Origin of the sequence: Romboutsia lituseburensis DSM 797 (genome assembly GCF_900103615.1) — a bacterium.
Taxonomy (GTDB): Bacteria; Bacillota; Clostridia; order Peptostreptococcales; family Peptostreptococcaceae; genus Romboutsia_F; species Romboutsia_F lituseburensis.
In genome coordinates this window covers 165,804-191,255 of sequence record NZ_FNGW01000001.1, presented here as the reverse complement: position 1 = coordinate 191,255, position 25,452 = coordinate 165,804, and the positions used below count along the sequence as shown (strand labels likewise).

At 26.2% G+C, this 25,452-nt stretch carries 27 protein-coding genes; 21 read left to right on the top strand and 6 right to left on the bottom strand.

The window, feature by feature from the left end:
- Positions 1 to 34 precede the first annotated feature (34 nt).
- The 5 genes from BLP75_RS00890 to BLP75_RS00870 all read left to right on the top strand — a co-directional run bounded on the left by BLP75_RS00890 (position 35) and on the right by BLP75_RS00870 (position 5,266).
- Complete coding sequence (locus BLP75_RS00890) at positions 35 to 949, top strand: ABC transporter ATP-binding protein (RefSeq protein ID WP_092721961.1); 915 nt, start codon at positions 35 to 37, stop codon at positions 947 to 949.
- Positions 949 to 2,199: an ABC transporter permease gene (locus BLP75_RS00885; RefSeq protein ID WP_092721959.1), complete on the top strand. Its 1,251-nt coding sequence runs from the start codon at positions 949 to 951 to the stop codon at positions 2,197 to 2,199. Before BLP75_RS00890 ends, BLP75_RS00885 begins: the two co-directional genes overlap by 1 nt.
- A gap of 133 nt (positions 2,200 to 2,332) precedes the next feature.
- Complete coding sequence (locus BLP75_RS00880; RefSeq protein ID WP_092721957.1) at positions 2,333 to 3,358, top strand: PspC-like choline-binding domain-containing protein; 1,026 nt, start codon at positions 2,333 to 2,335, stop codon at positions 3,356 to 3,358.
- 44 nt (positions 3,359 to 3,402) lie between these two features.
- Positions 3,403 to 4,176: an EFR1 family ferrodoxin gene (locus BLP75_RS00875; protein ID WP_092721955.1), complete on the top strand. Its 774-nt coding sequence runs from the start codon at positions 3,403 to 3,405 to the stop codon at positions 4,174 to 4,176.
- Positions 4,177 to 4,429: 253 nt separating this feature from the next.
- Positions 4,430 to 5,266: a class I SAM-dependent methyltransferase gene (locus tag BLP75_RS00870; protein WP_092721953.1), complete on the top strand. Its 837-nt coding sequence runs from the start codon at positions 4,430 to 4,432 to the stop codon at positions 5,264 to 5,266.
- Positions 5,267 to 5,319: 53 nt separating this feature from the next.
- Here the strand turns inward: BLP75_RS00870 and BLP75_RS00865 are convergent, their stop codons facing one another.
- Positions 5,320 to 5,889, bottom strand: a complete 570-nt coding sequence (locus BLP75_RS00865; protein ID WP_092721951.1) for a hypothetical protein — start codon at positions 5,887 to 5,889, stop codon at positions 5,320 to 5,322.
- A 183-nt stretch (positions 5,890 to 6,072) separates the two neighbouring features.
- Between BLP75_RS00865 and BLP75_RS00860 the strand changes: the two genes are divergently transcribed.
- From BLP75_RS00860 to BLP75_RS00850, 3 genes are all read left to right on the top strand, one after another.
- Entirely contained in the window at positions 6,073 to 6,453 is a 381-nt protein-coding gene (locus BLP75_RS00860) for a CGGC domain-containing protein (protein ID WP_092721949.1), read from the top strand.
- A gap of 312 nt (positions 6,454 to 6,765) precedes the next feature.
- The gene (locus BLP75_RS00855; protein WP_170139095.1) at positions 6,766 to 7,314 is read left to right on the top strand and encodes a DUF4878 domain-containing protein; all 549 of its coding nucleotides are present in this window, start codon (positions 6,766 to 6,768) and stop codon (positions 7,312 to 7,314) included.
- A 171-nt stretch (positions 7,315 to 7,485) separates the two neighbouring features.
- Positions 7,486 to 8,832, top strand: coding sequence for an MATE family efflux transporter (locus BLP75_RS00850; RefSeq protein WP_092721945.1), 1,347 nt, complete (start codon positions 7,486 to 7,488; stop codon positions 8,830 to 8,832).
- Between the two features lie 85 nt (positions 8,833 to 8,917).
- On the opposite strand, the gene BLP75_RS00845 is transcribed toward BLP75_RS00850, so the two are convergent.
- Positions 8,918 to 9,631: a carbonic anhydrase gene (locus BLP75_RS00845; protein WP_092721943.1), complete on the bottom strand. Its 714-nt coding sequence runs from the start codon at positions 9,629 to 9,631 to the stop codon at positions 8,918 to 8,920.
- A 254-nt stretch (positions 9,632 to 9,885) separates the two neighbouring features.
- Between BLP75_RS00845 and lexA the strand changes: the two genes are divergently transcribed.
- From lexA to BLP75_RS00805, 6 genes are all read left to right on the top strand, one after another.
- Entirely contained in the window at positions 9,886 to 10,491 is a 606-nt protein-coding gene (lexA, locus tag BLP75_RS00840) for a transcriptional repressor LexA (protein WP_092721941.1), read from the top strand.
- Between the two features lie 126 nt (positions 10,492 to 10,617).
- On the top strand, positions 10,618 to 11,220 hold the full coding sequence (locus BLP75_RS00835) for a hypothetical protein (RefSeq protein WP_092721939.1): 603 nt from the start codon (positions 10,618 to 10,620) through the stop codon (positions 11,218 to 11,220).
- A 258-nt stretch (positions 11,221 to 11,478) separates the two neighbouring features.
- Positions 11,479 to 12,234 (top strand): hypothetical protein, encoded by a 756-nt coding sequence (locus tag BLP75_RS00830; RefSeq protein WP_092721937.1) that lies wholly within the window; start codon positions 11,479 to 11,481, stop codon positions 12,232 to 12,234.
- A gap of 374 nt (positions 12,235 to 12,608) precedes the next feature.
- A complete protein-coding gene (locus BLP75_RS00820; RefSeq protein ID WP_092721933.1) occupies positions 12,609 to 13,259 on the top strand; it encodes a YidC/Oxa1 family membrane protein insertase in 651 nt (216 codons plus the stop codon).
- Positions 13,260 to 13,935: 676 nt separating this feature from the next.
- Complete coding sequence (locus BLP75_RS00810; protein ID WP_092721929.1) at positions 13,936 to 14,511, top strand: hypothetical protein; 576 nt, start codon at positions 13,936 to 13,938, stop codon at positions 14,509 to 14,511.
- Between the two features lie 13 nt (positions 14,512 to 14,524).
- Positions 14,525 to 14,848 (top strand): hypothetical protein, encoded by a 324-nt coding sequence (locus tag BLP75_RS00805; RefSeq protein ID WP_092721927.1) that lies wholly within the window; start codon positions 14,525 to 14,527, stop codon positions 14,846 to 14,848.
- A gap of 32 nt (positions 14,849 to 14,880) precedes the next feature.
- On the opposite strand, the gene BLP75_RS00800 is transcribed toward BLP75_RS00805, so the two are convergent.
- Complete coding sequence (locus BLP75_RS00800; RefSeq protein ID WP_092721925.1) at positions 14,881 to 16,293, bottom strand: bifunctional metallophosphatase/5'-nucleotidase; 1,413 nt, start codon at positions 16,291 to 16,293, stop codon at positions 14,881 to 14,883.
- Positions 16,294 to 16,563: 270 nt separating this feature from the next.
- Here BLP75_RS00800 and BLP75_RS00795 point away from each other — a divergent pair, with 270 nt between their 5' ends.
- The 5 genes from BLP75_RS00795 to BLP75_RS00775 all read left to right on the top strand — a co-directional run bounded on the left by BLP75_RS00795 (position 16,564) and on the right by BLP75_RS00775 (position 20,482).
- The gene (locus tag BLP75_RS00795; protein WP_092721923.1) at positions 16,564 to 16,971 is read left to right on the top strand and encodes a helix-turn-helix domain-containing protein; all 408 of its coding nucleotides are present in this window, start codon (positions 16,564 to 16,566) and stop codon (positions 16,969 to 16,971) included.
- 13 nt (positions 16,972 to 16,984) lie between these two features.
- A complete protein-coding gene (locus BLP75_RS00790) occupies positions 16,985 to 17,305 on the top strand; it encodes a hypothetical protein (RefSeq protein WP_092721921.1) in 321 nt (106 codons plus the stop codon).
- 82 nt (positions 17,306 to 17,387) lie between these two features.
- Positions 17,388 to 18,248, top strand: a complete 861-nt coding sequence (locus BLP75_RS00785) for an SDR family oxidoreductase (RefSeq protein ID WP_092721919.1) — start codon at positions 17,388 to 17,390, stop codon at positions 18,246 to 18,248.
- A 252-nt stretch (positions 18,249 to 18,500) separates the two neighbouring features.
- The gene (locus BLP75_RS00780) at positions 18,501 to 19,562 is read left to right on the top strand and encodes a helix-turn-helix domain-containing protein (RefSeq protein WP_170139096.1); all 1,062 of its coding nucleotides are present in this window, start codon (positions 18,501 to 18,503) and stop codon (positions 19,560 to 19,562) included.
- 65 nt (positions 19,563 to 19,627) lie between these two features.
- Positions 19,628 to 20,482: a PhzF family phenazine biosynthesis protein gene (locus tag BLP75_RS00775; protein WP_092721915.1), complete on the top strand. Its 855-nt coding sequence runs from the start codon at positions 19,628 to 19,630 to the stop codon at positions 20,480 to 20,482.
- Between the two features lie 78 nt (positions 20,483 to 20,560).
- Here BLP75_RS00775 and BLP75_RS00770 read toward each other — a convergent pair whose 3' ends face one another.
- From BLP75_RS00770 to BLP75_RS00760, 3 genes are all read right to left on the bottom strand, one after another.
- Positions 20,561 to 21,061 (bottom strand): hypothetical protein, encoded by a 501-nt coding sequence (locus BLP75_RS00770; protein WP_092721913.1) that lies wholly within the window; start codon positions 21,059 to 21,061, stop codon positions 20,561 to 20,563.
- A gap of 210 nt (positions 21,062 to 21,271) precedes the next feature.
- On the bottom strand, positions 21,272 to 21,475 hold the full coding sequence (locus tag BLP75_RS00765; protein ID WP_092721911.1) for a helix-turn-helix transcriptional regulator: 204 nt from the start codon (positions 21,473 to 21,475) through the stop codon (positions 21,272 to 21,274).
- Positions 21,476 to 21,480: 5 nt separating this feature from the next.
- The gene (locus BLP75_RS00760; RefSeq protein WP_092721909.1) at positions 21,481 to 21,843 is read right to left on the bottom strand and encodes a DUF3796 domain-containing protein; all 363 of its coding nucleotides are present in this window, start codon (positions 21,841 to 21,843) and stop codon (positions 21,481 to 21,483) included.
- A 1,091-nt stretch (positions 21,844 to 22,934) separates the two neighbouring features.
- Between BLP75_RS00760 and yjeM the strand changes: the two genes are divergently transcribed.
- Both yjeM and BLP75_RS00745 read left to right on the top strand, forming a co-directional pair.
- Positions 22,935 to 24,455: a glutamate/gamma-aminobutyrate family transporter YjeM gene (yjeM, locus tag BLP75_RS00750; RefSeq protein WP_092721905.1), complete on the top strand. Its 1,521-nt coding sequence runs from the start codon at positions 22,935 to 22,937 to the stop codon at positions 24,453 to 24,455.
- Positions 24,456 to 24,798: 343 nt separating this feature from the next.
- Positions 24,799 to 25,179: a hypothetical protein gene (locus BLP75_RS00745; RefSeq protein ID WP_092721904.1), complete on the top strand. Its 381-nt coding sequence runs from the start codon at positions 24,799 to 24,801 to the stop codon at positions 25,177 to 25,179.
- The last annotated feature ends 273 nt before the right edge of the window (positions 25,180 to 25,452 follow it).

Genomic DNA, 25,452 nt, shown 5'->3' with positions numbered 1-25,452 from the left:
TGTATAAATTTCAAGTCAAGAGGGGGGAGTTAATATGAAACTAGAAGTGAAAAATTTAAGAAAAAGTTTTTCAGAAAATGAAGTATTACATGGAATATCTTTTTCAGTTGAAAGTGGGAAGGCCCTTGGATTATTAGGGAAAAATGGAGCTGGTAAAACAACAACAATTCGTATATTAATGGATGTATTTAAAGCTAATTCAGGTGAAATATTACTTGATGGAAAGAAGTTTAAACCAAGAAATTATCAAATCGGATATTTACCTGAAGAGAGAGGATTATATCCTAAAAAGAAGGTTGCAGAGCAAATAGTTTATTTAGCAGAGTTAAGAGGATTATCATCAAAGAATGCAAAGCAAAATACAAAGATGTGGCTTGAAAAATTAGGGGTAGATGAGTATTCAAATAAAACACTAGATAGTTTATCAAAAGGAAATCAGCAAAAAGTTCAGTTAGCTCAAACTTTAGTATGTAATCCTGAAATAGTTATATTAGATGAACCATTTAGTGGATTAGACCCAATTAATGCACAAATACTTAAAGATACTGTTAAAGAATTAATAACACAAAATAAATTAGTTATATTTTCTAGCCATCAAATGAGTTATGTTGAAGAATTTTGTGAAGAGATAGCTATAATAAATAAAGGTGAAATAGTACTAAGTGGAAATCTTAAAAATATTAAAAAAGAATTTGGAAAAGATAGACTTATCTTAAGTGCTAATGACATAACAATAGATGAATTAAAGAATATAATTGATACTAAGTTTAGTGATTTAGTAATCGTAAATGAAGTTAAAAAGAATTATTTAATTGTAGAGTTAATTGATAGTAAAACAAAAAATCAACTTTTACAAACTTTAATAAATGAAAATATAGACATAGAAAAATTTGCGATATATGAACCAGATTTAGCAGATATATTTGTAAAGAAAGTTGGTGAAAAATAATGAGACAATTTTTTACTGTATTAAAATTTGAACTGGGAAACTATTTCAAAAAGAAGTCATTTATAATAAGTACTGTGATAATTTCATTATTAATTATAATAGGGCTGTCTATACCGAACTTTGTAGATATGTCATCAATACTATTTGATGAAGATCAAAATAAGACTAAAGCTGAAGATATTGTAGATGAAGAAAAATCTAATTTAGCAATATATGATCAAAATAATGCTATATCAAATAAGGATACATTAAAGACTTATTTTCCAAATTCAAATTGGAAAGTAGTAAAAAGTCAAGATGAGTTAAAAAAGCTAGTGGAAGATGAAAATGTAGAGGCAGGGTTTAATGTTAAAAACTTAACTGAATATAACTATATCGTTCAAAATACTAGCCTTAATGATGTAAATGAAGAACAGTTTAATGAATTTTTAAAAAATGAATATGTAAAATATAAAACTTCTAATGAAGGAATAGATTTTGATAAGGTGAACTCAATATACAATACATCTATAGTTTCTAATATTGAAATATTAGGAAAAGATAGTGCAAATAACTATATGTATGCGTACATACTAATTTTTGCACTTTATATGATGATTATAATGTATGGTCAATTAATTGCTATGAGTGTAACCGCTGAAAAAAGTAATAGAGCAATTGAAGTATTAGTGACGAGTACAAACACTAATAATTTGATTTTTGGTAAAGTTATTGCTGGAGCAATAGCAAGTATAGCCCAAGTTGCAGTAATCATGTCATCAGGCCTTATATCATACAAGTTAAATGGTAAGGTGTGGAATGGAGTGTTGGATAATATATTTAAGATTCCATCAGAATTAATATTGACATTTGCCATATTTGGAATATTAGGATATATATTCTATTCATTTATATTTGCAACATTAGGAGCTTTAGTATCAAAGACAGAGGAAATAGGAACAAGTGTTGGTCCTGTAATGATGATATTTATAGTCGCATTTATTATTAGTATATTTGGTTTATCAAATGGGAATAGCACTTTAATGAAAGTTTGTTCATATATACCATTTGCATCTCCAATGACTATGATAGCAAGGGTTGGATCAGGGTCAGTTACATCTATAGAGTTTATAATATCTTCATTAATACTAATTGTATCAACAGTACTAGTAGGAATGGGTAGCTCTAAGATATACAGAATGGCTACACTGATGTATGGTAATCCAGTAAAACTTAAAAATGCGTTAAAATGGATTAAGAAAGAAAAATAAATATAAATAGAGCTGTCAACCTAAGATAGGCTAAAGTTTCATATTTAAGTATTTGTTATTTTAATTAGCACAAATCGCGGTTAATAAAAAGTATATAATAAATAGTGAGTTTAAAATATAGGGAGAGAGAAAAATGAAACTAAATAAAATAAGTACTACAGCGCTTATAAGTGTTGTTATATCAATGGGGGCTATATCTTTTGCAAATGCAGACAATACAGATAAGCAAAATCAATTAGATCAAAACATAGCAAAGCATTCTAGTACAATAAATTATGGTTGGGTGCAGGAAAATAATAATTGGAATTTTTATGAAAATAATGAAAAAATAAAACAAAATTGGTTGAGAGATAATGGAAGATGGTATTACTTTGATGAAAATGGAGTAATGATTTCATATGAATCAAAACAAATAGGTGAAAGAATATATGTATTTGGTAAAAGTGGAGCAATGGTAGAATCAAAAGGCTGGATAAAAGCTATGGAAGATAAAAATATAATAAATAATTATGGTGAAAGTTACTTTTATTCAAATGGAGATGGAACAGTAAAGAAAAATGATTGGGTAAAAGATAATGGTAAGTGGTATTACTTTAATCCTGAGGGGGTCATGCTTGCAAATCAAATTGTATACGATGGCAAAATGTATGCACTTGATGCTAATGGAGCTATGATAGAGAAAAATGGATGGATAAAAACTAAAGAAATAACATATAGTGATGAGGTATGTGGCGTTTTAGATGAAGATACTTATGGGGATGGAAATTTTGTAATCAAAAATATTTATGTATATGGAAATAAAGATGGAACTTTAAAAACAAGTACCTGGGTGAAAGACAATAATAAGTGGTATTATTTAAATAAAGATGGGATTATGATTAAAAATGTTTCGGAGCAAATAAATGGAAAATACTATATTTTTGATAAAAGCGGAGCTATGATAGAAAAGAAAGGTTGGATTAAAAGATCTTATAAAGACGGTTACGATAAATATTTCTATGGGAATGGAGATGGAACTATAAAAACCAATTCATGGATAAATGATAATGGAAAATGGTATTATTTAGTTCAGGGTGGACAAATGCTATCAAATACACATTATTATATAAATGGTAAAGATTATAAATTTGATAATAACGGAGTTTGTTTAAATCCATAAGAATAGTTTATAGATAAAATTTTCATAAGGATGTGTTATATAATATGTTAAATACAGGAGCTGTAGTATTTTTTTCTGGTACAGGAAACACAAAGTATATAGCTAAACTATTTAAAGAGAGATTTAAAGACGAAAATGTAAATATAGAGTTAATAGACATACAAAAAGAAAATAGTATAAAAAAAGATTACGATTTTTATATAATAGGCTCACCGATACATGTTGAAAAGTCTCCAAAGATTTTAATGGATTGGATTAGCAAAAACGTGCCTACATCAAATAAAAAATGTATTACATACTATACACTAGCAGATGATGGACATAAGAAATATAGAGTTGATTTGGCAAAGATTATGAAAGAAAAAGGATACGATGTAATTATAAATGCCTCTATAAAAATGCCTAATAACTATTATCATGTTATTTTTAAAAGAGATAGCGATGAAGTTATAAAAGAAGCATTAGAAGAGGCTCCAAGTAAAGTTGATAAAATAGTTAAAGATTTTTTAGCAGAAAACAGGAGTGAGATAGCCTATAACAAACAAAGCAAAAGTATGAAATTAATATATGATATGTTTTTAATTTATGCTAAAAAATATGCTAAGAGAAAATTTTCAGTTGATAAAGATAAATGTATAAATTGTAAAATCTGTGAAAATGAATGTCCTACAAAAAATATAACAATGAATGATAGAGATATTACTTTTTATAATAAATGTATAGGCTGTGAAAAGTGCATACACAGATGTCCCACAAATGCTATTTTATATAAAAATAAACCTTTTGAGCCATATAAAATAGAAGAGTATTTAAAATAATCTTAAATATATGATTACGTATTAAAGCGGATAAAATCTAAAATAGATACTATAATTATATTAAATTTCAGATAGTTAATAAAAACTATAAAAAGATTGTTGAAATATGAAATTTAATATGATACACTTTTATTGAAATTAAGATATTTGAAAATATCTTAACAGGTCAGAAGACTTTAAGTCTCTGGCCTTTTTTGTATTTCAATACTTATATATAGTTTTTGTATAAAGTATTTGCAAGGGGGAAAATACCATGGAAAATTTAGCTTATTGGAAAGAAAAATGGGAAGAAGAAGGTAAAGACTACGTATTAAGCAAAAATACTAAAGATAAAAATATAGAAATCTGGAATAAGTCATCAAAGACTTATGATGAAGCAGTTGGGTATGAACGAATAGACGAAGTAATAAGTAACCTTGAAAGATTAGGATATATAAATGAAGAGAGTATAGTTTTAGATATTGGATGTGGAACAGGAGCATACACTATACCTCTAAGTGGGATTTGTAAAAAAGTATATGCACTTGATTATTCAGATGGAATGCTTAATGTATTGCAAAACAAAATAAATGATCAAAAGATAGAAAATATAGAGATATTAAATAAGGATTGGAATAATATAGATTTAGTATGTGAAAATATGAGTAAAAAATATGATTTTGTTATTTCTAGCTTAAACCCGGGATGCTATAATTTTGAAAGTTTATTAAAGATGAATGAAGCATCAAAATCATATTGTTGCTATATATCAACAAATGGCAAGTACAAGAATGAAATAATAAAAAAAGCAGATGAAGAAATAATCGGTTATAAAATAAAGCGAAGTGATATCAGTAATGTAATTTATCCTTTTAATATATTATACTTTAGTGGTTATGAACCTAAGATTTTTTATTCATCTAGTAGTTGGATATATAAAATGTATGAAAAAGAAGCAATAGAAAAGCTTGAAAATAGATACAATAAATATTTAGATAATAATATTAGAAGTAAAATAAAAGACTTTGTTAAAAGGAATATGAAAAATGATTTATTTATAGAAGAAAGTGAAAATACATTAGGGATAATAACTTGGGAAGTAAGCTATTAATTTATAAAAATAATGATAGAACACAATTATTGCGAACTATCATTATTTTTAATTTATTTTAATTTATTCATTTTTAAGTATATAACTAAATCGTTTTCATTTTTACCAATTTTAAAATCTTTATCTAGATTTATACTTTCTGTAGTTACACCTTTTTTATTTGTACTATATACTACTATAGGTAACTCTTTATCTAACTGAACCTCTTTTTTATTATCTAATATAGAAAGGGCAAGTCCATTTTCAGATTTACTGAAGAAATCTAATAAAAAGCCTAAAGATGAATCTTCTACTCCAACTTGTGTTATATTAACTTGCAAATTCCCATCACTTTCATGTAAACCAATAGATAAATCCCTGGTTTTATTTTTAACCATACTTTGTATTTGTAGTAAATCGTGACTTTCTTTAAGTTTACCATAATTATATTCTTTGGCATAAATTTGAATATCATATTTTGCTTTTTCTAAAGATTCTATATGATAATCAACTCCTACATCAAGTACACTTTCATTTTTACTTTCTTTATTTATTGTAACTTTAGTATTCAAATTTGCATTACTACATCCTATTAATAGTGTTGTGAAAATAAGCATCGATAATAGTAAATATAATTTTTTCAAAATCCCACTCCTCCTAACTATAATATATTAACATATTCTGATAAATCAATGAACACATTAATAGTAAAAATTAAAACTTTTAGATTTCTAACATTATTTGATCTGGTTGAATTTAGTAAAAATAGTGTATTATATAAAAAGACAATATTAAGATTTAGACAATATAAATAGGAGGTAGGTTTTATGAAAAAAGTTGCAATATATATATGTGGTGAAGTTTCTAAAAGATGTACAGCAAATGGATGCTTAAGAGCTTTTAATGAAGTAGAAGATTCTTTTAGTATATATGAAGATGAAGGTTGTAAGTTAGTAGCAGTAAATACTTGTAATGGATGTGATGAAAAACCATTAGAAAATTTAAATGTAAAAATAGAGAAGCTTCAAAAAGCAGATGTAGATACAATACATTTATCAAGCTGCTTAAGATCAAGGTGTAAACACTATGAAGAATATGTTAATGAATTTGCAAAGCATTTTGATGTTATTGGATATACACATGGTTCAAAAGAAGGTAAAAAAAATAACAATATAAATAAAAGCTGTATAAATTCTAAAAATAAATAGATTTTATAGAATTAAATTAATTGTATAAGTATAAAAAGGAGTTGACTAGAAGTAAGGTTTTACTTCTTTTTTTATGTTTATAAATAAAAATAATTTTAAAAAGTTATTGTTAATCCCTTTGTTTTTCTCATACTTTCAAGTGAATTGTAGATTCTAAAAAATATAAAGTCAGAGATTTTGATAAACTTCGACATGCAATATATTGTATTATTTTTAATGTGCGTAAAAATATGATAAATCATAGATTTAAGCTAGTACAATAGATATGTACGACAATCGCAATAAAAATAACTTATAATGAGGGGAAATCATATGAAAAACAAACTAAAATTAATGGTAATGATATTAATATCTATGGTTGTACTAACAGGATGTGGGAGTAAAAGTCCTAGTGAGGTTGTAGATATATACTTTAAGGAAGTTAAAAAAGGGGAGAATTCTGATTTAGAAAAATATGTCTTTGAAAATATGGGAAAAAATAAAAAAAGTGAAGAAAATAAAAATCCTAAAATGGAAGAGGCGTTAAACGAATATATGTCTAAGATAGATGTAAAGGTACTAAAAGAAGAAATAAAAGATGATAAGGCTTCAGTAGATGTAGAATTAACTGGACCTAATTTTGCAAATATAACAATGGAGCTTTTACAAGAAAGCTTAGCTAATGCTTTTAATGGAGTTGAGGTAAAGTCAGATGATATGAGTAATACTATTTTAGAGAAAGTTAAAAGTGGTAAGATAGAGACTAGAAAAGGTAAGATTAATTTAACTAAGGTTGATAAAGAATGGAAGATAAAAAATGATGAAGACTCAATGTCACTAATTCTTGGAAAATCAGATACATTAAAAAATACATCTAATTAAAAAATTATATGTTTAATAAGTAAAACAATAAAAAAGAGTATCTCAAAATTAAAATTTGATTAATTGAGATGCTTTTTTTATAAAAATTAATATACTTTCATGTTAAACAGTATAAAGAATATAGTTTATTATAGATTCAAAAGACTACATATGTATAGGGGAGATTTATATATGATAGATATGACTAATGGAGATTGTAATAAGTCTATTTTAAAGTTTGCATTACCTATGATTATAGGTAATATATTTCAACAAATTTATAACTTAGTAGACAGTATAATAGTTGGGAAATTCATAGGAGCAAATGCCTTGGCAGCTGTAGGGTCATCATTTGCTATTGTAGTATTTTTAAATTCTATAATAATAGGGTTGACTATGGGTGTAGGGATTATGCTTGCTCAGTATTATGGATCAAAGGAAATGGATAAGTTTAAAGAAACTATAATTACCTCAATAATATTTATAGGTGGAGCTACGATATTTATAATTATTATTTCTATTTTTGGGATAAATAAAATACTAGAGTTATTTAATATGCCTGCTGAATTAGCTAGTGATTCAATGAAGTACTTAATAATAATTATATTAGGATTAATATTTACGTTTATATATAACTTATCAACTGCATTATTAAGATCTATCGGAGATTCAAAAAGACCATTATACTTTTTAATAATAGCATCTCTAATAAATATAATATTAGATTTAGTATTTGTCTTGAAACTTAATTTAGGAGTAGAAGGTGTTGCTATAGCTACAGTAATAGCACAATCAGTTTCTGCTATATTGAGTAGTATATATGTGTATAGAAAAATTGATTTTATAAAAATATCCAAGTGTGATATAAAAATAAGCAAAAATATATTTAAAGAAGTTATTAGATACTCTGTATTAACATCAATACAACAGTCGATTATGAACTTTGGAATACTCATAGTGCAAGGATTAGTAAATACATTTGGAGCAACTGTTATGGCGGCATTTGCTGCAGGGGTTAAAGTTGACTCTATTGCATATATGCCTGTACAGGATTTTGGCAATGCATTTTCTACATTTGTTGCTCAAAATAAAGGCGCAGGAAAAATAGATAGAATAAAAGATGGAATAAGAAGTTCCATTAAAGTGATAATTATATTTTGCGTAATCACATCATCCTTAATAATTATATTTTCAAAAGATATAATGCTTTTATTTATAAATAAAAATGAAACTGAAGTAATAGCTTTAGGAGTAGAGTATATTTCAGTAGTAGCAATTTTTTATGTATTAATTGGATTTTTATTTATGTTTTATGGGTTATTTAGGGGGATAGGATTATTAAATATATCTATAATACTAACTATAGCATCACTTGGAACTAGAGTTGTTTTAGCATATGTATTATCGGAAACAAAGCTAGGAGCTAGCGGTATATGGTGGTCTATTCCAATTGGTTGGGCTTTAGCAGATATTATAGGTGTTATATGTGTAAAATTAAAATTAGGGAAAATAGTTAATGAAAAGAGATTAGAAGTATAATAAATTGTTTTATTAAAATACTGGAAAAATAAATTACCTTATAACTGTATCAAAGTATATTGAAAATACAATGATACAGTTATTTTTATTTGCCTAATAACATTACTTTACCAGTTTCTAAATTATAATTTGCACCTATAATCATAACCGAATTATCGGATATATGTTTTTTTACAACTTTATTTTCTTTTATAGTATTAACTGAATTTTCAATATTAAAATTTATAGCTCTTTCACCCACTTCATTGTCACTACCACCTAAAGCTTTAGATTTTTCAAAGCTAGGTACAATTTTTTGTATAGTCTTTGCTAAAGACCCACTAAGCTCATTAATATTTTTAGCTGCGTATACAGCTCCGCATTTTTGATGACCCATAACGACTACTAGGGGGATCTTTAAATCCTCAACAGCGTACTCAAGGCTCCCCAATACAGAATCATCTATAACATTACCAGCTACACGAATAACAAACAACTCGCCTAATCCTGTATAAAATATATCTTCAGGCACAACTCTAGAGTCAGAACAAGTTAGAATAACAGCGTACGGCTTTTGACCATTTTGATATAATGATTTTCTAAGTGAGCTATCAATAGGAGAACTATTATAAGATGCATAAATAAATTTTTCATTTCCTTTCATCAACCTATTTAAACTTTCACTACTTTTTTGGCTTGTATTTGAGTAAGTTTCAATTGTAGTAGATTCATTAATATATTTAGTACTAATTGCTAAAATTGCCAATATAGAAAGTATACTAAGTGTAATTATTAAAGAAAATTTTTTATTATTTTCCATGGTAACCTCCTAACAAAATAACTAAAGTATATTTTTTACATTTTTGTTAAGATATATTCTTTATTAGGTTAAAAGTTTTACAAAATAAAGACATTACTAGAAAAAAGTGTTTAAAATATAATAAAAAAAGGTAAATTTAAAATATAAAAAAGAGACTTACATAACTAATAGATTTGAGTAAAAATATATTGTATAATATAAAATAAAAAGAATTTATCTAAACTTTCAATTGAAAAAGAAAAGGTGGATATAATATGAAGAAAAAAGGGTCAAAAACTAAACAAGAGCAACTTACATTTGAAGTACTTAATAAAAAACAAAAAATTAAAAAAAATACACAAAATTACAATGTGTACGATTGTATAGAAAAGTATAAGTATGTAGGGATAGAGAATTATAAAGAATATTTATTTGAAAAAGATACATCATTAAACAAGTGTGTAATATCATCTCTTACAGGTGAAGAAGTAGATTCTTTAAAGTTACCACTATTAAGTGAGATATCAGCAGGATTACCAATATATATGAATGAAGAATATGAAGAATATTTCTATATTCCACATGATGTGATTAGGTCAAATAAAGATTTATTTATGCTTAAAGTTAAGGGAGATAGTATGATAGATGCAGGAATTGATGATGGAGATTATGTTGTTATAAAAAAGGATAACAATCTTAACAAAAGAAGTATCGTAGCTGTAGAAGTAGATGGTCATGCTACCCTTAAAAAGTTTGAAGTACAAGGAAATAAATTAATATTATTACCTGAAAATATAAATTATGAACCTATAGTAGTAAGTGCTGATGAAGCTAGGATTATAGGACGTGCAATTGGTGTTGTAAAGTGTAATGTGAAATAGGAGTGTATATAGATTTGTTTTGAACAAATCTAGTGCACTCCTATTTAGATTTGAAAATTATCCTAATATTTTATATATAAGTTTGACAATATATTAATATACATTGTTTTAGAAAGGTTATAAGATATGAATAAAAAAATTGGAAAGATCACATTAAAATCAATATTGGTATTATTAGCAATACCTATAGCATTATTAGTAATTATATTTATTATATATTATGGTATGATCTCACATAATGGCAAACTTATTGAAACATCATTAGAACCATTTGATAGTGTATTTAAAGCACCAGATTCTTTTTATGTTTTAGATGCCACAAAGTGGAAAAGAGAAGAAACTATAAAATCTCCAATTTTCACACTTTGTGAGGAAATTACTATAATAGAAAGAGATTCTAAATTAGTTAAACAGATAACCGAGATACTAAATAATAAAGATTTTAAGTCAATTACACATAACGAATATGAAAGAAGTGAAGCTAATCCAAATAAAGAAGTTCATTTTTGGCTAGCATCAAGTGCGGATACAAATGATGTATCGAAAAATTATTACCCATTTGAAGTAATAATCTGGAAGGATAAAACTTTATATTTATTTACATCAAAAGGAAAAGAACAAAGGTATTTAAAGAGCTCAATAACAGACGATGAATTAAAATTTATTGAAGAATTGTATAACAAAAGATATGAAGAAGAACATACAGATTATTATTCATATAATAGTTAAAAGTACTAGTGATAAAACAAAGATAACTCTATCTCATATAGTGTGATGCATTATATAAGATAGAGTTATTTTTATTTATTTTAATATAGTATTTATAATTAATTATCTTATATGTATATAAAATAATTAATTGATTCTAAAAAATATATAATACACTGGTAAATTACAGAAAAAACTACAAATTTCTACAAAATAATCGATTTCATGATACAATATATAATGCAATATTTTAAGCTAAGTAAAAATGGAGGATGTAAAATGAAAAAATTATTTAAATTCTTGATGATGTTGCTTTTAATTTCAGCAGCTATATCATTAGGATTATTTGTATTATGGTTATTAGCTAGTGGATTTGTAGTGAGCTACCTTTTTAAGGCTAAAGAGAAATATGATAATATGAGTGATTTCTTTAAAGAGGCAAAAAACATAATTGCTGTAATTTTATCTGTAGTTTTATTAATAGTAGTTCCAATTACTTTTAAAAAAGCATCAGATGAATATGATGAAAAATTAAGACAACAGCAAAAGCAAGAAGCTATTTTAGAAGAGCAAAAACTAAAGGAACAAGAAGAAAAGAAAAAAGAGGATGAAAGAGCTAGTATATTAAATGCTAAATCAAGATTTAACAAAGATCAAAAAAATGGTAAAGATATTGAAGATGCAGGTATGTTAACTGAAGAGGAAATAGAAAAACACAATATAACTGAGGATGAAATAGCTAGATTTAATAAAGATAGAGAAGAAGCTATTAAAAAATATGAGGAAAAAGAGCTAGGAAAGAAATATGAAAGTTTAGCAAAAACATATGCTAGAGAAAGTATTATTTCTACAATAAAAAAAATTAGAACTATAAACTCTGAATATAGTGAGGATATGACTAAGTTTATAGTAAGAGGATCTTATACTGGTAAAAATCAATATGGTGCAGATGTTAGAGGCGGGTATGAAGTTGAATTTGACTTAAGTACTGGAGAGATGATCAATATAATTATAGATAAGGAAAGAGTGCAATAATAGACAAGAATAATGTTTATAAATATTTACAGTACAAGCTCTATATACTATACTTATATTAATACTTATAAAAATTCTAATGAGGTGAACGAATGAAGTTAGACGTAGATAGCATATGGTACATATTAATCTATATGACGTTTTTAATATCCATAATTGGATGTCTAGCTTGTTTTTGTAAAAAAAGTATATCTCATCAAATTGAATATATTTTAATAAAAAATATATTTCTAAATAGATTTAAGTATTCTGAAATACTAGAGCCACGACAGTACTTTAGTTTTCAGAAATATGATGTTTGGAGATACTGTAGCTTATTTTAATTGAAATGAACATTTTATGACTAAAATTTAAAAATTAAAGGAGAAAATAAAATGAATTTCATTTCAAATATATTACAAGATTTATTAAATACATTATTCAGTTTTACAGGAGATTTAGGTGTTGCTATAGTGATCATAACTTTAATAGTAAAGTTGCTATTAATGCCGTTATCTTTAAGACAAAAATTTGCTATGAGAAAACAACAAGATTTGGCAGAAAAGATGAATCATATAAAAGAAAAATATAAAAATAATGCCAAAGAACTTGAAAAGCAACTGCAAAAACATTCAGTAGAAAGCATGAAAAGTATGTTAGGATGTTCAACGCTTTTACTACAAATGCCTGTAGTTTATGCTTTATATAATACATTTTTAAATATGCCACAAGGCTCAACAAGTGTATTAATTCCATGGATAAGTAGTTTAAATGTATCTGATAATTTATTTATAATACCTTGTATATATACATTAACTATGTTAGCTCCAAGTTTAATAAGTTTTATACCATACTTTAAGGCAAGCACTCAAGTAGCCTTTAGCAAACAAATGGTCATATCTACAGTTATAATGAGTTTTGTATTAACACTTAGGACTCCTGTAGCCATAGGGTTATATTTTATAACAAGTAGTATATATTCATTAATTGAGGATGTTTGCTTTAGGATATATGTTAAACAAAAAAATAGACTAATTGTTAATTAATATAAAGAAAATCAGCTATCTTGCAAAAGGGGTAGCTGATTTTTTTATTAACTTAGAATAAATTCTTATTTTTAGTTTTTTTAAATAATAAATCAAAAAAATTAGTTCCAAATGACATACCAAAAGATATTGCTATAATACGAACTATATCAAAACTATCATAGTCAAAAATTATAAAAAATAGACTTGGAAATAAGAAGTAGCCTATAAAATACTTTGTAAAATTAATAATTCGACTTTTAAAATCTATACTGTTTAAACTTTTTAACCTAACAATAGTAGTAACACCTATAGTAATTAAACATAAGAACCAATTTATCAAGTATATGGCAATGAAACTGTTAACAAATTGCTCGTTTTTTAAATTAAGAAATATAGGTAATAAAATTGTTAGAACTGTTGTTATTATAATTGAAATTTTAGCCATGTTGTTACCTTTCTTTAATATTGTAATATTTTACTAAAAATACTTAGTATTACATTATAAATTATCACCAATTAGATTTCAATGGATTGTGAGTTAATAGTACGATTTCTTACCTAAATAGCTATTTATTAATAAGATTACAGGATATTCACTAAAATAATAATTTATTTTATAGCATCATAAAAGTACTATTATTGGAAAAAAAATGATTATAATGTATAATATAATAACATTACTGGAGGAACAAACATGAACAAAGATATAAAAATACTTTTAGATGCTTTTCCAAAAAAGTTAGAGAATCATATTAAAGTAGTTTTTGAAATTATATACTTTAATACTGAACTATGCACTATTGATACTTTTGATATTCAAATAGATGAAGAAACAATACATATTCCTTCAAGAATATATTGTGAGGAACCTAATGAAATTGAAGAAACAAAAATGACATATCTTCAAAGGCAAATATTAAATTGCTTTTTTACTCGTCACCACAATGGGTATGTAAGACAAAAGAGATTAAGGCAGATATTTACTAAAGGGAGTATTGAAAAATGGATGATTCCCTACATATTACAATTAGCAGGAGAGTATGTTGAAGAAATTCTTAGAGACATAAATATGAATATAGAATTAATTGATGCAGACGATTTCAGAGAGTTTATTAGTAGTAATAAGGATTTTATAAAGATAACTGGAGATAGAATAGCGAGTTATTGGAATGAATATTATAAAAAATCTATAGACAAAGATGAATACGCTGGGTTCAAGATTAAAGAGAAAGTTAACTGTTTAAATATAAAAACTAAAGTGAAGTTTTAGATTGAGGTGAATTATGACAGCAAAGGAATTTGTAGAATTATTTTATATAGAAAAAGATGAAACATTGAAATTGTATTTTGAAAAAATGAATAATACACAAGTTGGGTGTGAAATACAGAAGCTTGGCCTAAATCAAGAGCAAATGGAAAAAATGAAAAGTATTATTGACACAGTTCTTATAGATACTTTTTATACAATTTTGTTAGGATTAGATGGAGAAGCATCGATAGGAAATGTTCAACAAACTTATAAAGTGTATGATGAAGATGATCACTTAATATCAGAATGCGGTGAGCTGGAAGAATATGCATATGAATATTTTCATGAAAATAAATAACTAATTAAAAGTAGGATTGATCCTACTTTTAATTAGTTTGTATGAGTTAAATAAGCAGTGAGCCATAATCCATCAATTTTAATTTTAAACTTATCATTATCTTTTGGATACATAGTTACTACACTATTTTTATACTCTGATTTATCAAAATTTAAATAAAGTGATAAATATTTGCTATATCCACAAAAATGGCATACAACCTTGTCATTTTTCATAAATACAATTTGAAGCATATCTTCATCATTAGCTGGCTTTATATCTTGCCACTTATATCCAATAGTTTTATATATAGCTTCCGATGAAGTTTTTGGTTCAAAAACATAAACTTTATCCCAATCAAAAGGAGTTATATCGCTTAAATGAATAGTTTCTTTCATCTTATCTGATTTTAATTCTTTTTCTATAAAATCCTGAATACTACTCTTAAAGGCATCAAAATTTTTATCTTCTTTACTTTTTTCAAACTTAGTTAAATCACTGGATTTGTCAACAATATTCCATTTGTTATTATTCTTTTCTAACTCGAAATTAATTTTAGATATACATTCTCCGTATTTACCTGGTTGAGTAACTATAACTTTTTTACCTGATTTGTTTTTGTAAGTATGCTGAGGTATTTCCTTGTGAGTGTGTCCTGCTACAATAGCATCTATTCCATTTATTTCTTTTGCAAGCTCTTTTATTCTATTTCCAGGATATTTATTTATATCACTTTCTTCGCCTGAATGTACAACAGCTAAAATAATATCTGGATTTTCCTTTTGCATAACAGTGACCCATTTATTAGCTTCTTTAATTAAGTCTGTCATATATAACTCACCATTGTATCCTTGGAAATCTTTTAATCCTTCAGATGTTGCTTTTGCTTGTCCACTTGACGATTCATCATAAGTTTGACCAACTTCTTGGATAGTTAGACCTAGTATTCCAACCTTAACATTTCCATCTGGTGCAGAAATATCTTTTATTAGATAAGGGTCTACGTAGTTTTTTCCGTCTTTCTTATATGTATTTGCTGATAGAATATCAATATCTTGTTTCTTAAAATCTTTTACTAGATTGTCTAGTTGAAATTTATTATTTTTTATAAATTCATGATTTCCAAGAACCACAGTATCATATCCTACTTCTTTCATTTCCTTGGCAATAGGCACTTCTAAATACTTTTTATTATTGTACGCATCATCACTCCATTTTGTATCGAAATATTTGTCCATAGGAGAACCACTTTTACCCAAATCAAAAAAATCCCCTGCATCTACTAAAAGAGTATTTTTATCCTTGGCTTTTTCATTTTTTATATATGAAGTTAACTCATATGGCAAATAACCATGCAAATCAGTAGTAGCTAATATGCTTACCTCTGTGTTTTTAGTTGAGCTACATCCCGATAGTGAGAATATGCTTGCCCCTAGCATAATCCCTATCATTATTTTCTTTTTCATAAATTCCCCACCTTTTGAATTATATTACATTAAATGCCATTTACATTATTACATAGAAAATAATAATTTACAAATTATGGTAAAATAATTAATTGATTTTATAAATATAGATTTTAGAAAAAATTTAATCTGATATAATTAAAGGATAAATGAAACGTTGAAAAATAGCCATGTCAAATTATTTTGACATAGAAAAAAGTGTCATGTAAAAGAGGTTTGATAGACTAACTAAGTTAAATATGACAAGATGATAGAGAAAGGAGAAGTGTTATGGAGGTTGGGAGTAAATTAAAAAAAGCAAGGATAGATTCTAAGTTAACACAAGAAAAAGTAGCGGAGGAAATACAAGTTTCTAGACAGACTATATCAAATTGGGAAAATGAAAAATCTTATCCAGATATCATAAGTGTAATAAAATTGAGTGACCTATATAATATTAGTTTGGATGAATTACTGAAAGGAGATTCCAATATGATAAAACATTTAGAGGAAAGTACAAATATAGTAAGTAGCAATAAAAAACTATTAATGGCTATTGGAGTGAATGTATTATTAATGATTTTATTTATATTATTCAATAGTATTATATCGAAAAATAATTATTTGATTATTGGAACTGCATCTATTGGTGTATTGAGCACAACAGTGCTATTTTACCAAATAATAAAGAAATTTTAAGGAGGGGATTTATATGAGCTGGTATTTAATTGTATTAGCTTTTATTATGATATTAGGAGCAACAACTCTTACTTATCAAGTTTATAAAATGACAGAATTAGATGCTATAAGTAGAGGGTTTAAACATCCGAAACTTTGGGGAGTTTTTTCATTAAGTGGTAATACAGGAGGTGGTTTACTGATATACCTGATAGGAAGAAGAAAGTATCCATCTTCTATGAGTGAAGCAGATAAATCAGTAATGGAATCGAGAAAAAAGAGAGCAGGGGTATCTTTAATTTTTATGGCATTATCGTCAATTGCTTTATTTGCAGTTTGCATTTTTAAACTTTAAATATATTCATGAATGGATAATTTAATATAGTGTGGAAACCATAATTAAGAAACTAAAACTTAGAAAAAGGAGTAATTGAATTATGGTTTTTCCAACAGAATTTCCAAAGCAACATCAAAATCACCAGCCTGGATTTGAATATGAAATGACTCCAAATCCAATATATGATAATCCTCTATATAATAAACCAAATGATAAATTAAAAGATAAAGTAGCTATAATATCTGGCGGAGATAGTGGAATTGGAAGAGCGGTTGCTCTTGCTTTTGCTAAATCTGGTTGTGATGTAAGTATAATTTATTACAATGAAGATGAAGATGCTAAAATTACAAAACATAAAGTAGAAGATGAAGGTAGAAAATGTATTTTAATTAAAGGTGATATAAGAGAAAGTGAATTTTGTAAAAAAGCTGTTCAAACTACATTAGATGAATATAAACAAATAAATATAGTAGTTAATAATTCAGCAGTACAATATGAAAAACAAAATTTAATAGACATAACGGATGAACAATTTGATAAAACTTTCAAAACTAATGTTTATGGAGCATTTTATTTAACAAAGGCAGCAATTAATCATTTAAAATGTGGAGACTGCATAATAAACACTACATCTGTTGTTGCTTATCATGGACATGAAACTTTAATAGATTATTCTATGACTAAAGGAGCTATGACAGCATTTACAAGATCTTTGTCAATGCAACTTGCAACTAAGGGTATAAGAGTTAATGCTGTAGCACCTGGACCTATATGGACACCACTTATACCTTCTAGTTTTGATGAACAAAAGGTTTCTAAGTTTGGAAATAATACTCCTATGAAAAGAGCGGGTCAACCTGTAGAATGCGCAGGTGCATATGTATTTTTAGCTAGTAATGAAGCATCATATATTACAGGGCAAACTATACATATAAATGGTGGAGAAATTGTAAATGGTTAGATTGTAGATTTTTATTAAAAATATACCCCCTGTGTAACGATTTGTTATATAGTGGGTATTTTGTTTTTAAAAATAAATTAGAGTATAAACCTTTAGAGTAAATAAACTATATTAACTAAGAATTAAATTTATTAACTAATGGTTAATAAATTTAATAAAATACTTAACTACATGTCCATTGTTACTTGATTAGCATAAATGTATAATTATAGTATAAAATCTTATAAATTAAGAGAATTCAGGGAGATATTAATGGAATTATATATTGGCGAGGTTATAAATAAATTAAGAAAAGAAAAAGGTATTACACAAGAAAAACTAGCGAATGCATTAGGAGTTTCAGTAGCGGCAGTTTCTAAATGGGAAAACAAAAGTACATACCCAGATATTACGATGCTACCGTTAATAGCTAGATTTTTCAATACTACTATAGATAAACTTCTAAATTATGAAATGGAAATTTCAAATGATAAAGTTATGGAACTGGTTAGAGAATGTGCTACTTTATTTGAAAAAGATACTGTTGAAAATGCAATAAGTAGGTGTGAAAAGTATTTGAGAGAATACCAAAATAATTTGTTTTTGAAGTTTAGAATGGGTTCATTATATATGATGTCTATTGGAAGTGCTAATAGCGAGAAAGAAGCTAAAAAAATTTTGAAAAAGGCAATAAGTCTTTTAGAAGAATCATCAAATAGTGAAGAACAAGAAATTAGTGAAACATCAAAATTTATATTAAGTTCGTTATACACAATGGATAATCAATTTGACAAAGCTGAAGAGGTTTTATTAACCTTACCAAAGGTAAATACTGATAGAGATGATATGTTGATAGGATTATATATAAATCAAGACAAGCTAGATAAAGCTAAAGAAATTTTAAAAACATTAACTTATAAAAGAGTAAGCAATATTATAAATTGCTTAGATAATTATGTAGTTATATCCAATAAAGAAAAAGATAACATAAAAGCAAAATCTATATTAGATATAAAGGACAATATAATAAAAGCATTTGATTTAGAAGATATATATGGTGCAAGTAGTTGTATAATGAGGTTAGGGATATATACAAAAGAAAAAGACATTGAAAAAACTATACAATACGTAAAAAAAATAGTTGAGAGTTCTAATAAGGAGTATGATTTAAAAAATCATTTATTATTTGATGAATTAGAGTTGTTTAAAGGTGTTCACTCAAAAGAATATATGTTATCTAATATTAAAAAAATAATAACTGAAGATACTTATGATTTTGTAAAAGAAGATCAAAGGTACATTGACGTATTAGATAGATTAGATAATATGATATAAAACATATTTTACACTGATGAAAAGTAGGTATAAGAAAGAATAAGTATATAAGGGGGATAGTTACTATGAGTTTAAAAAAATACATAGTAAATGCATTTACTAAAGAAGGTACTGGTGGAAATGGTGCAGGTGTAGTTTTAAATTGTGAAAATTTAAGTGTTGAAGATATGCAAAATATAGCTAAAGAAATAAATTTATCAGAAACAGCTTTTGTACAACAAAGTGATAAAGCTAATTTTAAAGTTAGATTTTTTACACCAACAGAAGAAGTAGATTTGTGTGGACATGCTACAATAGCTACATTTACTTTACTTAGAAATTTAGAAATTATTGAAAAAGGGGTATTAACTCAAGAGACTAAAGCTGGAATTTTAAAAGTGTACATAGATAAAAAGGATGTTTTTATGGAACAAGAAAAAGCTAAGTTCTATGAGGTTATACAAGACGAAGAAATACTGAAATCTCTTAATATAAATAAAGATGATTTAGATGATACTATGCCAATTCAAATTGTATCTACAGGACTTAGGGATATATTAATACCAGTAAAAAACATTGAAGTTTTAAATAAAATATCACTATGTAAAGATCTTGTGACTAATATATCTAAAAAATATGATGTTGTTGGATATCACGTATTTTGTATAAGTGAAAATGATACGTATGTAGCTCATTGTAGAAACTTTGCTCCTTTATATGGTATAGATGAAGAATGTGCAACAGGGACTTCTAATGGGGCGTTGTGTAGCTATTTGTATAAGATGAAAAAGTTAGAAGGCAGAGATTTAAACAAACTTGTATTTATTCAAGGTGAAGCTATGAACAAGGCTTGTGAGATTGTATGTAAATTAAATGTAGAACTTGATGAAATTGTTGAGTGCTTAGTTGGGGGAGAGGGAGCTATTATACGTGGTTATTAATGTATAACATTAAAAAGTCGTATACGAAAATATGGATTCATTTTCGAATACGACTTTTTATTAAATAAATTATATTGTTTAGTTATCTAGATATTCTATTTCTATATCATCTTTAGCATCAATGCTAAGTTTAATATCACCCTTAGCGTTTTTACCAACTAATTTTAATCGACTTTCTCCTTTACCAAGTGAGATTTTTTTAGTTCCCTTACCTGTACCTTCTACAATGGTTGTTACTTCATCATCTGGATTTATTAAGACTAATTTAAACTTACCTGATATAATATTGGCATTATAGTTTATGCTTATAGTACCACCGTCTTTTGTATTTAGATTATAAATAGTATCCATACCAGTAAATTTAAACTTTGATTTTAAAGTTCCGTCAATATTACTACGAACTTGATTAAAGTAAGAATAACTATCTGATTTTTCTATTATCTTAGAATCATTTTCATAGATGCTTTTCTGATAATTACCAGCATAATTGTTAATAACATAGCCAGATACTCCTATAATACCTGTAATCACTATTACCACAGTAACTATAGTCATAATTAAAATTTTTTTATTTATCATTATTGTCCTCCCATAGCTTCATATAAAAATATATCTTTCTCATATTGCTATTTACATATAATACTATAGAAATAACCTTTAATGTGCAATATATAATGGCTTTAGAATTTTAATATTATACAACTTATCAAATTGCTTATTAAATAAAAAAGCTGTACATAAAAACACATATTTTCATGTACAACTTGTATATTTAACTCTATTAACAAATTAAAATTCGAATATAAATAATTCTTCAAGAGGTGTATTTAACTCCTTTGAAATTCTAACAGCTAATTCAAGAGAAGGATTATATTTAGCATTTTCTAAGCGAGCTATAGTTTCTCTTCTAACATTAACCTTATTAGCTAATTCTTCTTGAGTCAATTCATTAAATTGACGATATTTTTTTAGATTACTAATAAACTTTGCCATAATTTTTAGTTACCTGTATCAAATTTATAAGTTAAAAATGCCCATAAATTCATTGATATTGCAAAAGTAAGTGCTACTATTAATACTTGTAGTCTATAAAGCATTAATAAATCTACTGTATATAGTCTAATTAATACACTTGCCACAACTGCTAATAAAAATCCTATGTAAAATGCTATACAACCGGCTCTCTGTTTATTAGAAATTAATCTCTCATCTTCATAAGTTCCTAGCTTACACCACCAATACACAGATAAATTGCCAAAGAACCCAAAATATAAAAGCCCTAGTGGATCACCATTTAACTCCTTAAAACCTAAAAAACCAAATAGTGCAAAGAAAATTGTATATTTATTTACCCCTTTCATAACCAAATCCCCCTTAATCAATGTGATATATTTATATCTCTATATTACATATATATCACATTGATTTTTAGATTATGACTGAAATGATAAATTAACATTGAACTTAACAATACAATATAGATATACTATGTACTAAAAATTTAAATTAGCTAACACAACAGTGCGTGTGAAAATGTCCATCATTCCAATTAGGATCTGAATGACCATTACGTGAATGAAATCCATTAGTATAATCTGGACATTCTCCTCCACTTCTATGGCAGATATGTCCCTTAGTAGAATCTAAACTCAGTGTACTTAATTTTGGTTCTTCCCATTTTTTCATATTATCACCTCACATATAAAAATATATATTAAATTTTAATATGTGTAGAGATGTATAGATACTGTACTATAGTATACTTTATACTACCTATATTATTAATTTGTAGTAAAGAAAAAGTATACTATAGAACCTGAATTTTAAGGTTCTAATAGGCAAGTTAATATGGAATTTATTTATATTATTTTTGAGAAATTAAAAAATAATGTAAATAGAACAAACATTAGTATTAGTCTATAAATTATCTATTTTGCACAAAATTTTGAAATTGAATAGATATACATATTAGGGTATCAAAATTTTGATAAAAAGTATTGAGATACATAAAGTTATACATAATTAAAAATTGAAATATACATTAAAATAATATATAGATAATAGCTAAGATAGCATAGAAGATATCTTAGTTAAAGAGAAAAGTACTAAATGTAAAATTAATTATGGAGAAGTTGGTATTAGGACCATACAGCTTTAAAAAATACAATTGAATAAAAAAAAAATACTTTGTCTATAATTCTAAAATTTTAAAAAAAGAAAAAATTGGAAATTTTACAACTAAAATTAAGTATGTTGTTTAAAATAATCGAAGCGTGTATAATTCTTTTAAGTTGTAATATATATATTTATTTTAATAAAAAATCTACATTATTTAAGCTTTATTTTGCACTAAAAAACTAAGAACTTATATATTTAGTTATCGTAAAAATGTAGATATAAAATTAGAATACATATAATATTTTATGAAAAATGAATATAGGGGTGTGAAAATATGGGGAATAACGCAAAAAAACTTACACTAGTATCATTAATATTAATGATATTTACATCAGTATTTGGTTTTACTAATATGCCAAGATCATATTACTTAATGGGATATGGGGCTATTCCATGGTATGTATTAAGTGCATTATTATTCTTTATACCATACGCATTTATGATGGCTGAATATGGTTCATCATTTAAAAATGAAAGTGGTGGTATGTATTCTTGGATGGAAAAATCAGTAGGTCCAAAGTTTGCTTTTATGGGTACGTTTATGTGGTATGCATCTTACATAGTATGGATGGTTAGTGTATCTTCAAGTATATGGGTACCGCTTTCAAACGCAATAATGGGATCAGATGTTACATCTACATGGGGCATATTAGGGTTAGACTCAACTAAGATTTTAGGTCTATTAGGATGTATGTGGATAATATTTGTTACATTTGTAGGAAGTAAAGGTGTTGAAAAAATAACTAAGATAACTTCTATAGGTGGAACATTTGTTGCTTTATTAAATATAGTTTTATTAGTAGGAGCAGTATCAGTAGTAGTATTAAATGGTGGGGAATTATCTCAACCAATTGAAAGCTTCTCTCAAGCTTTCGTAGTATCTCCTAATCCTCAATATCAAACACCACTAATGGTATTATCGTTTGTTACATTTGCAATATTTGCATTTGGAGGACTTGAAGTTTTAGGTGGATTAGTTGATCAAACTGAAAATGCAGAGAAAAACTTCCCTAAAGGTCTTGTTATTTCTGCAATAGTTATATCAATAGGATATGCAGTAGGTATATTTGCATGTGGTATGTTTACTAATTGGTCAGAAGTTTTATCTGGTGAAAATGTTCATTTAGGTAACGTTGCTTATGTATTAATGAACAACCTAGGATATCAATTAGGAAGTGCTATGGGAGTAACTGAAACAGTAGCTATACAAATGGGTGATTGGACAGCTAGATTTGTTGGATTCTCTATGTTCTTAGCATTAACAGGAGCATTCTTTACATTAACTTATTCTCCATTAAAAACTTTAATCTCTGGTGCACCAAAAGAAGTATGGCCAGGAAAACTTGGAGAAGTAAAAAATGGTATGCCAATAAATGCTATGAAAGCACAAGCTGTAATAGTTATAATTTTAATATTAATAGTTTCATTTGGTGGAAAAGGAGCTTCTCAGTTCTTTAGAATACTAACATTAATGACTAATGTTGCAATGACAATACCATACTTATTCTTATTAGCAGCATTCCCTAAATTTAAGAAAAAACAATTAGATGGTGAAGTTGAAAAAGCATATGTAGTTTATAAAACTCATTCAATAGCTTTAATATCAGCATTAGTAGTAGGATTGTTAGTTGGATTTGCTAATATATTTGCTATAGTTCAACCAGCAATAGATGGTCAAATATTTGACTCAATAATGATGGTATTTGGACCAACTTTATTTGGTGTAATAGCACTTTTATTATACTCTAACTATGAAAGAAAACATGTTAAAAATAAAAATATAAAAAATGTATAATTAATAAGATACCTCTATGTCGTTAAAACCGACGTAGGGGTATTTTTTACGTATAAGGAAATTATGACTATATTATAACTGTAGATATGATACAGGGGTATTATCACATAAATGAATAAATATTTTGTATATTTAATAAATAAATGCTTAGGATATAAAAAAACTTGCCGATATAATAAATATATATAATTTCTATAAAACAATTATGAAAAATATGTAAAAAACAAGTAATGACAAATTTCGACAAGTGAGTTATATTATTATATAAATAAATTTAAATAATATTTTATGTAAATTATAGAAATAAAACATAGAAATAATCATCTAGGAGGAAGTTGACACAATGAGGAAAAGAACACGTAAAACTAAAAAAAGGTATAAAAGAGAAGTAATCTGTATATTTGGATTAATAGTAGGATTAGTCTTAGGAATAGTTATATCTCCAAAAGGAATAAGCAAAAAAGACTTTTTTAAAGTAAGTAAAGAGTTGGATTACTCTAAAGGTAAAATAATTGACTTAAATAGAGATATAGAGAATTTAAATGATGAATTATCTAAATTAAGGCAAAAAGAAAAAAGTGCGAAAATATGGTTTGAACTAGATGATAGTATGAAACAAAAGATAAAAGAACACGTACAACAATCTGAAGAAAATGAAAATGTAGGAACTGATAAACTGGAAAATGATAAAGCAGTAGACAATGAATCAGGTATGGAAGGCTAATACAAAAACAAATACTAAAAACTTATATGTAGTAAAATAAACTCCAATAAATATAAACTTATGATAATTATATTTGTTGGAGTTTTATTATTACAAAAAACGACTATTACAACAATTCACAAAATAATGAGCTATACTATAAGTAGTGATAATTATATAGATATATAACAATACTTGCAATAATAACAATGTAAAGGTGAAAAGGGGGGATATGCTAATGGGCATAAATATAACTAATACTTATAAAGGTATTTTTAAATTACATACAAGTAT

Excerpts from the sequence above, each read along its gene's own strand:
- BLP75_RS00890 (WP_092721961.1), top strand. The coding sequence starts at position 35 with ATGAAACTAGAAGTGAAAAATTTAAGAAAAAGTTTTTCAGAAAATGAA.
- BLP75_RS00885 (WP_092721959.1), top strand. The coding sequence starts at position 949 with ATGAGACAATTTTTTACTGTATTAAAATTTGAACTGGGAAACTATTTC.
- BLP75_RS00880 (WP_092721957.1), top strand. The coding sequence starts at position 2,333 with ATGAAACTAAATAAAATAAGTACTACAGCGCTTATAAGTGTTGTTATA.
- BLP75_RS00875 (WP_092721955.1), top strand. The coding sequence starts at position 3,403 with ATGTTAAATACAGGAGCTGTAGTATTTTTTTCTGGTACAGGAAACACA.
- BLP75_RS00870 (WP_092721953.1), top strand. The coding sequence starts at position 4,430 with ATGGAAAATTTAGCTTATTGGAAAGAAAAATGGGAAGAAGAAGGTAAA.
- BLP75_RS00860 (WP_092721949.1), top strand. The coding sequence starts at position 6,073 with ATGAAAAAAGTTGCAATATATATATGTGGTGAAGTTTCTAAAAGATGT.
- BLP75_RS00855 (WP_170139095.1), top strand. The coding sequence starts at position 6,766 with ATGAAAAACAAACTAAAATTAATGGTAATGATATTAATATCTATGGTT.
- BLP75_RS00850 (WP_092721945.1), top strand. The coding sequence starts at position 7,486 with ATGATAGATATGACTAATGGAGATTGTAATAAGTCTATTTTAAAGTTT.
- BLP75_RS00845 (WP_092721943.1), bottom strand. The coding sequence starts at position 9,631 with ATGGAAAATAATAAAAAATTTTCTTTAATAATTACACTTAGTATACTT.
- lexA (WP_092721941.1), top strand. The coding sequence starts at position 9,886 with ATGAAGAAAAAAGGGTCAAAAACTAAACAAGAGCAACTTACATTTGAA.
- BLP75_RS00835 (WP_092721939.1), top strand. The coding sequence starts at position 10,618 with ATGAATAAAAAAATTGGAAAGATCACATTAAAATCAATATTGGTATTA.
- BLP75_RS00830 (WP_092721937.1), top strand. The coding sequence starts at position 11,479 with ATGAAAAAATTATTTAAATTCTTGATGATGTTGCTTTTAATTTCAGCA.
- BLP75_RS00820 (WP_092721933.1), top strand. The coding sequence starts at position 12,609 with ATGAATTTCATTTCAAATATATTACAAGATTTATTAAATACATTATTC.
- BLP75_RS00810 (WP_092721929.1), top strand. The coding sequence starts at position 13,936 with ATGAACAAAGATATAAAAATACTTTTAGATGCTTTTCCAAAAAAGTTA.
- BLP75_RS00805 (WP_092721927.1), top strand. The coding sequence starts at position 14,525 with ATGACAGCAAAGGAATTTGTAGAATTATTTTATATAGAAAAAGATGAA.
- BLP75_RS00800 (WP_092721925.1), bottom strand. The coding sequence starts at position 16,293 with ATGAAAAAGAAAATAATGATAGGGATTATGCTAGGGGCAAGCATATTC.
- BLP75_RS00795 (WP_092721923.1), top strand. The coding sequence starts at position 16,564 with ATGGAGGTTGGGAGTAAATTAAAAAAAGCAAGGATAGATTCTAAGTTA.
- BLP75_RS00790 (WP_092721921.1), top strand. The coding sequence starts at position 16,985 with ATGAGCTGGTATTTAATTGTATTAGCTTTTATTATGATATTAGGAGCA.
- BLP75_RS00785 (WP_092721919.1), top strand. The coding sequence starts at position 17,388 with ATGGTTTTTCCAACAGAATTTCCAAAGCAACATCAAAATCACCAGCCT.
- BLP75_RS00780 (WP_170139096.1), top strand. The coding sequence starts at position 18,501 with ATGGAATTATATATTGGCGAGGTTATAAATAAATTAAGAAAAGAAAAA.
- BLP75_RS00775 (WP_092721915.1), top strand. The coding sequence starts at position 19,628 with ATGAGTTTAAAAAAATACATAGTAAATGCATTTACTAAAGAAGGTACT.
- BLP75_RS00770 (WP_092721913.1), bottom strand. The coding sequence starts at position 21,061 with ATGATAAATAAAAAAATTTTAATTATGACTATAGTTACTGTGGTAATA.
- BLP75_RS00765 (WP_092721911.1), bottom strand. The coding sequence starts at position 21,475 with ATGGCAAAGTTTATTAGTAATCTAAAAAAATATCGTCAATTTAATGAA.
- BLP75_RS00760 (WP_092721909.1), bottom strand. The coding sequence starts at position 21,843 with ATGAAAGGGGTAAATAAATATACAATTTTCTTTGCACTATTTGGTTTT.
- yjeM (WP_092721905.1), top strand. The coding sequence starts at position 22,935 with ATGGGGAATAACGCAAAAAAACTTACACTAGTATCATTAATATTAATG.
- BLP75_RS00745 (WP_092721904.1), top strand. The coding sequence starts at position 24,799 with ATGAGGAAAAGAACACGTAAAACTAAAAAAAGGTATAAAAGAGAAGTA.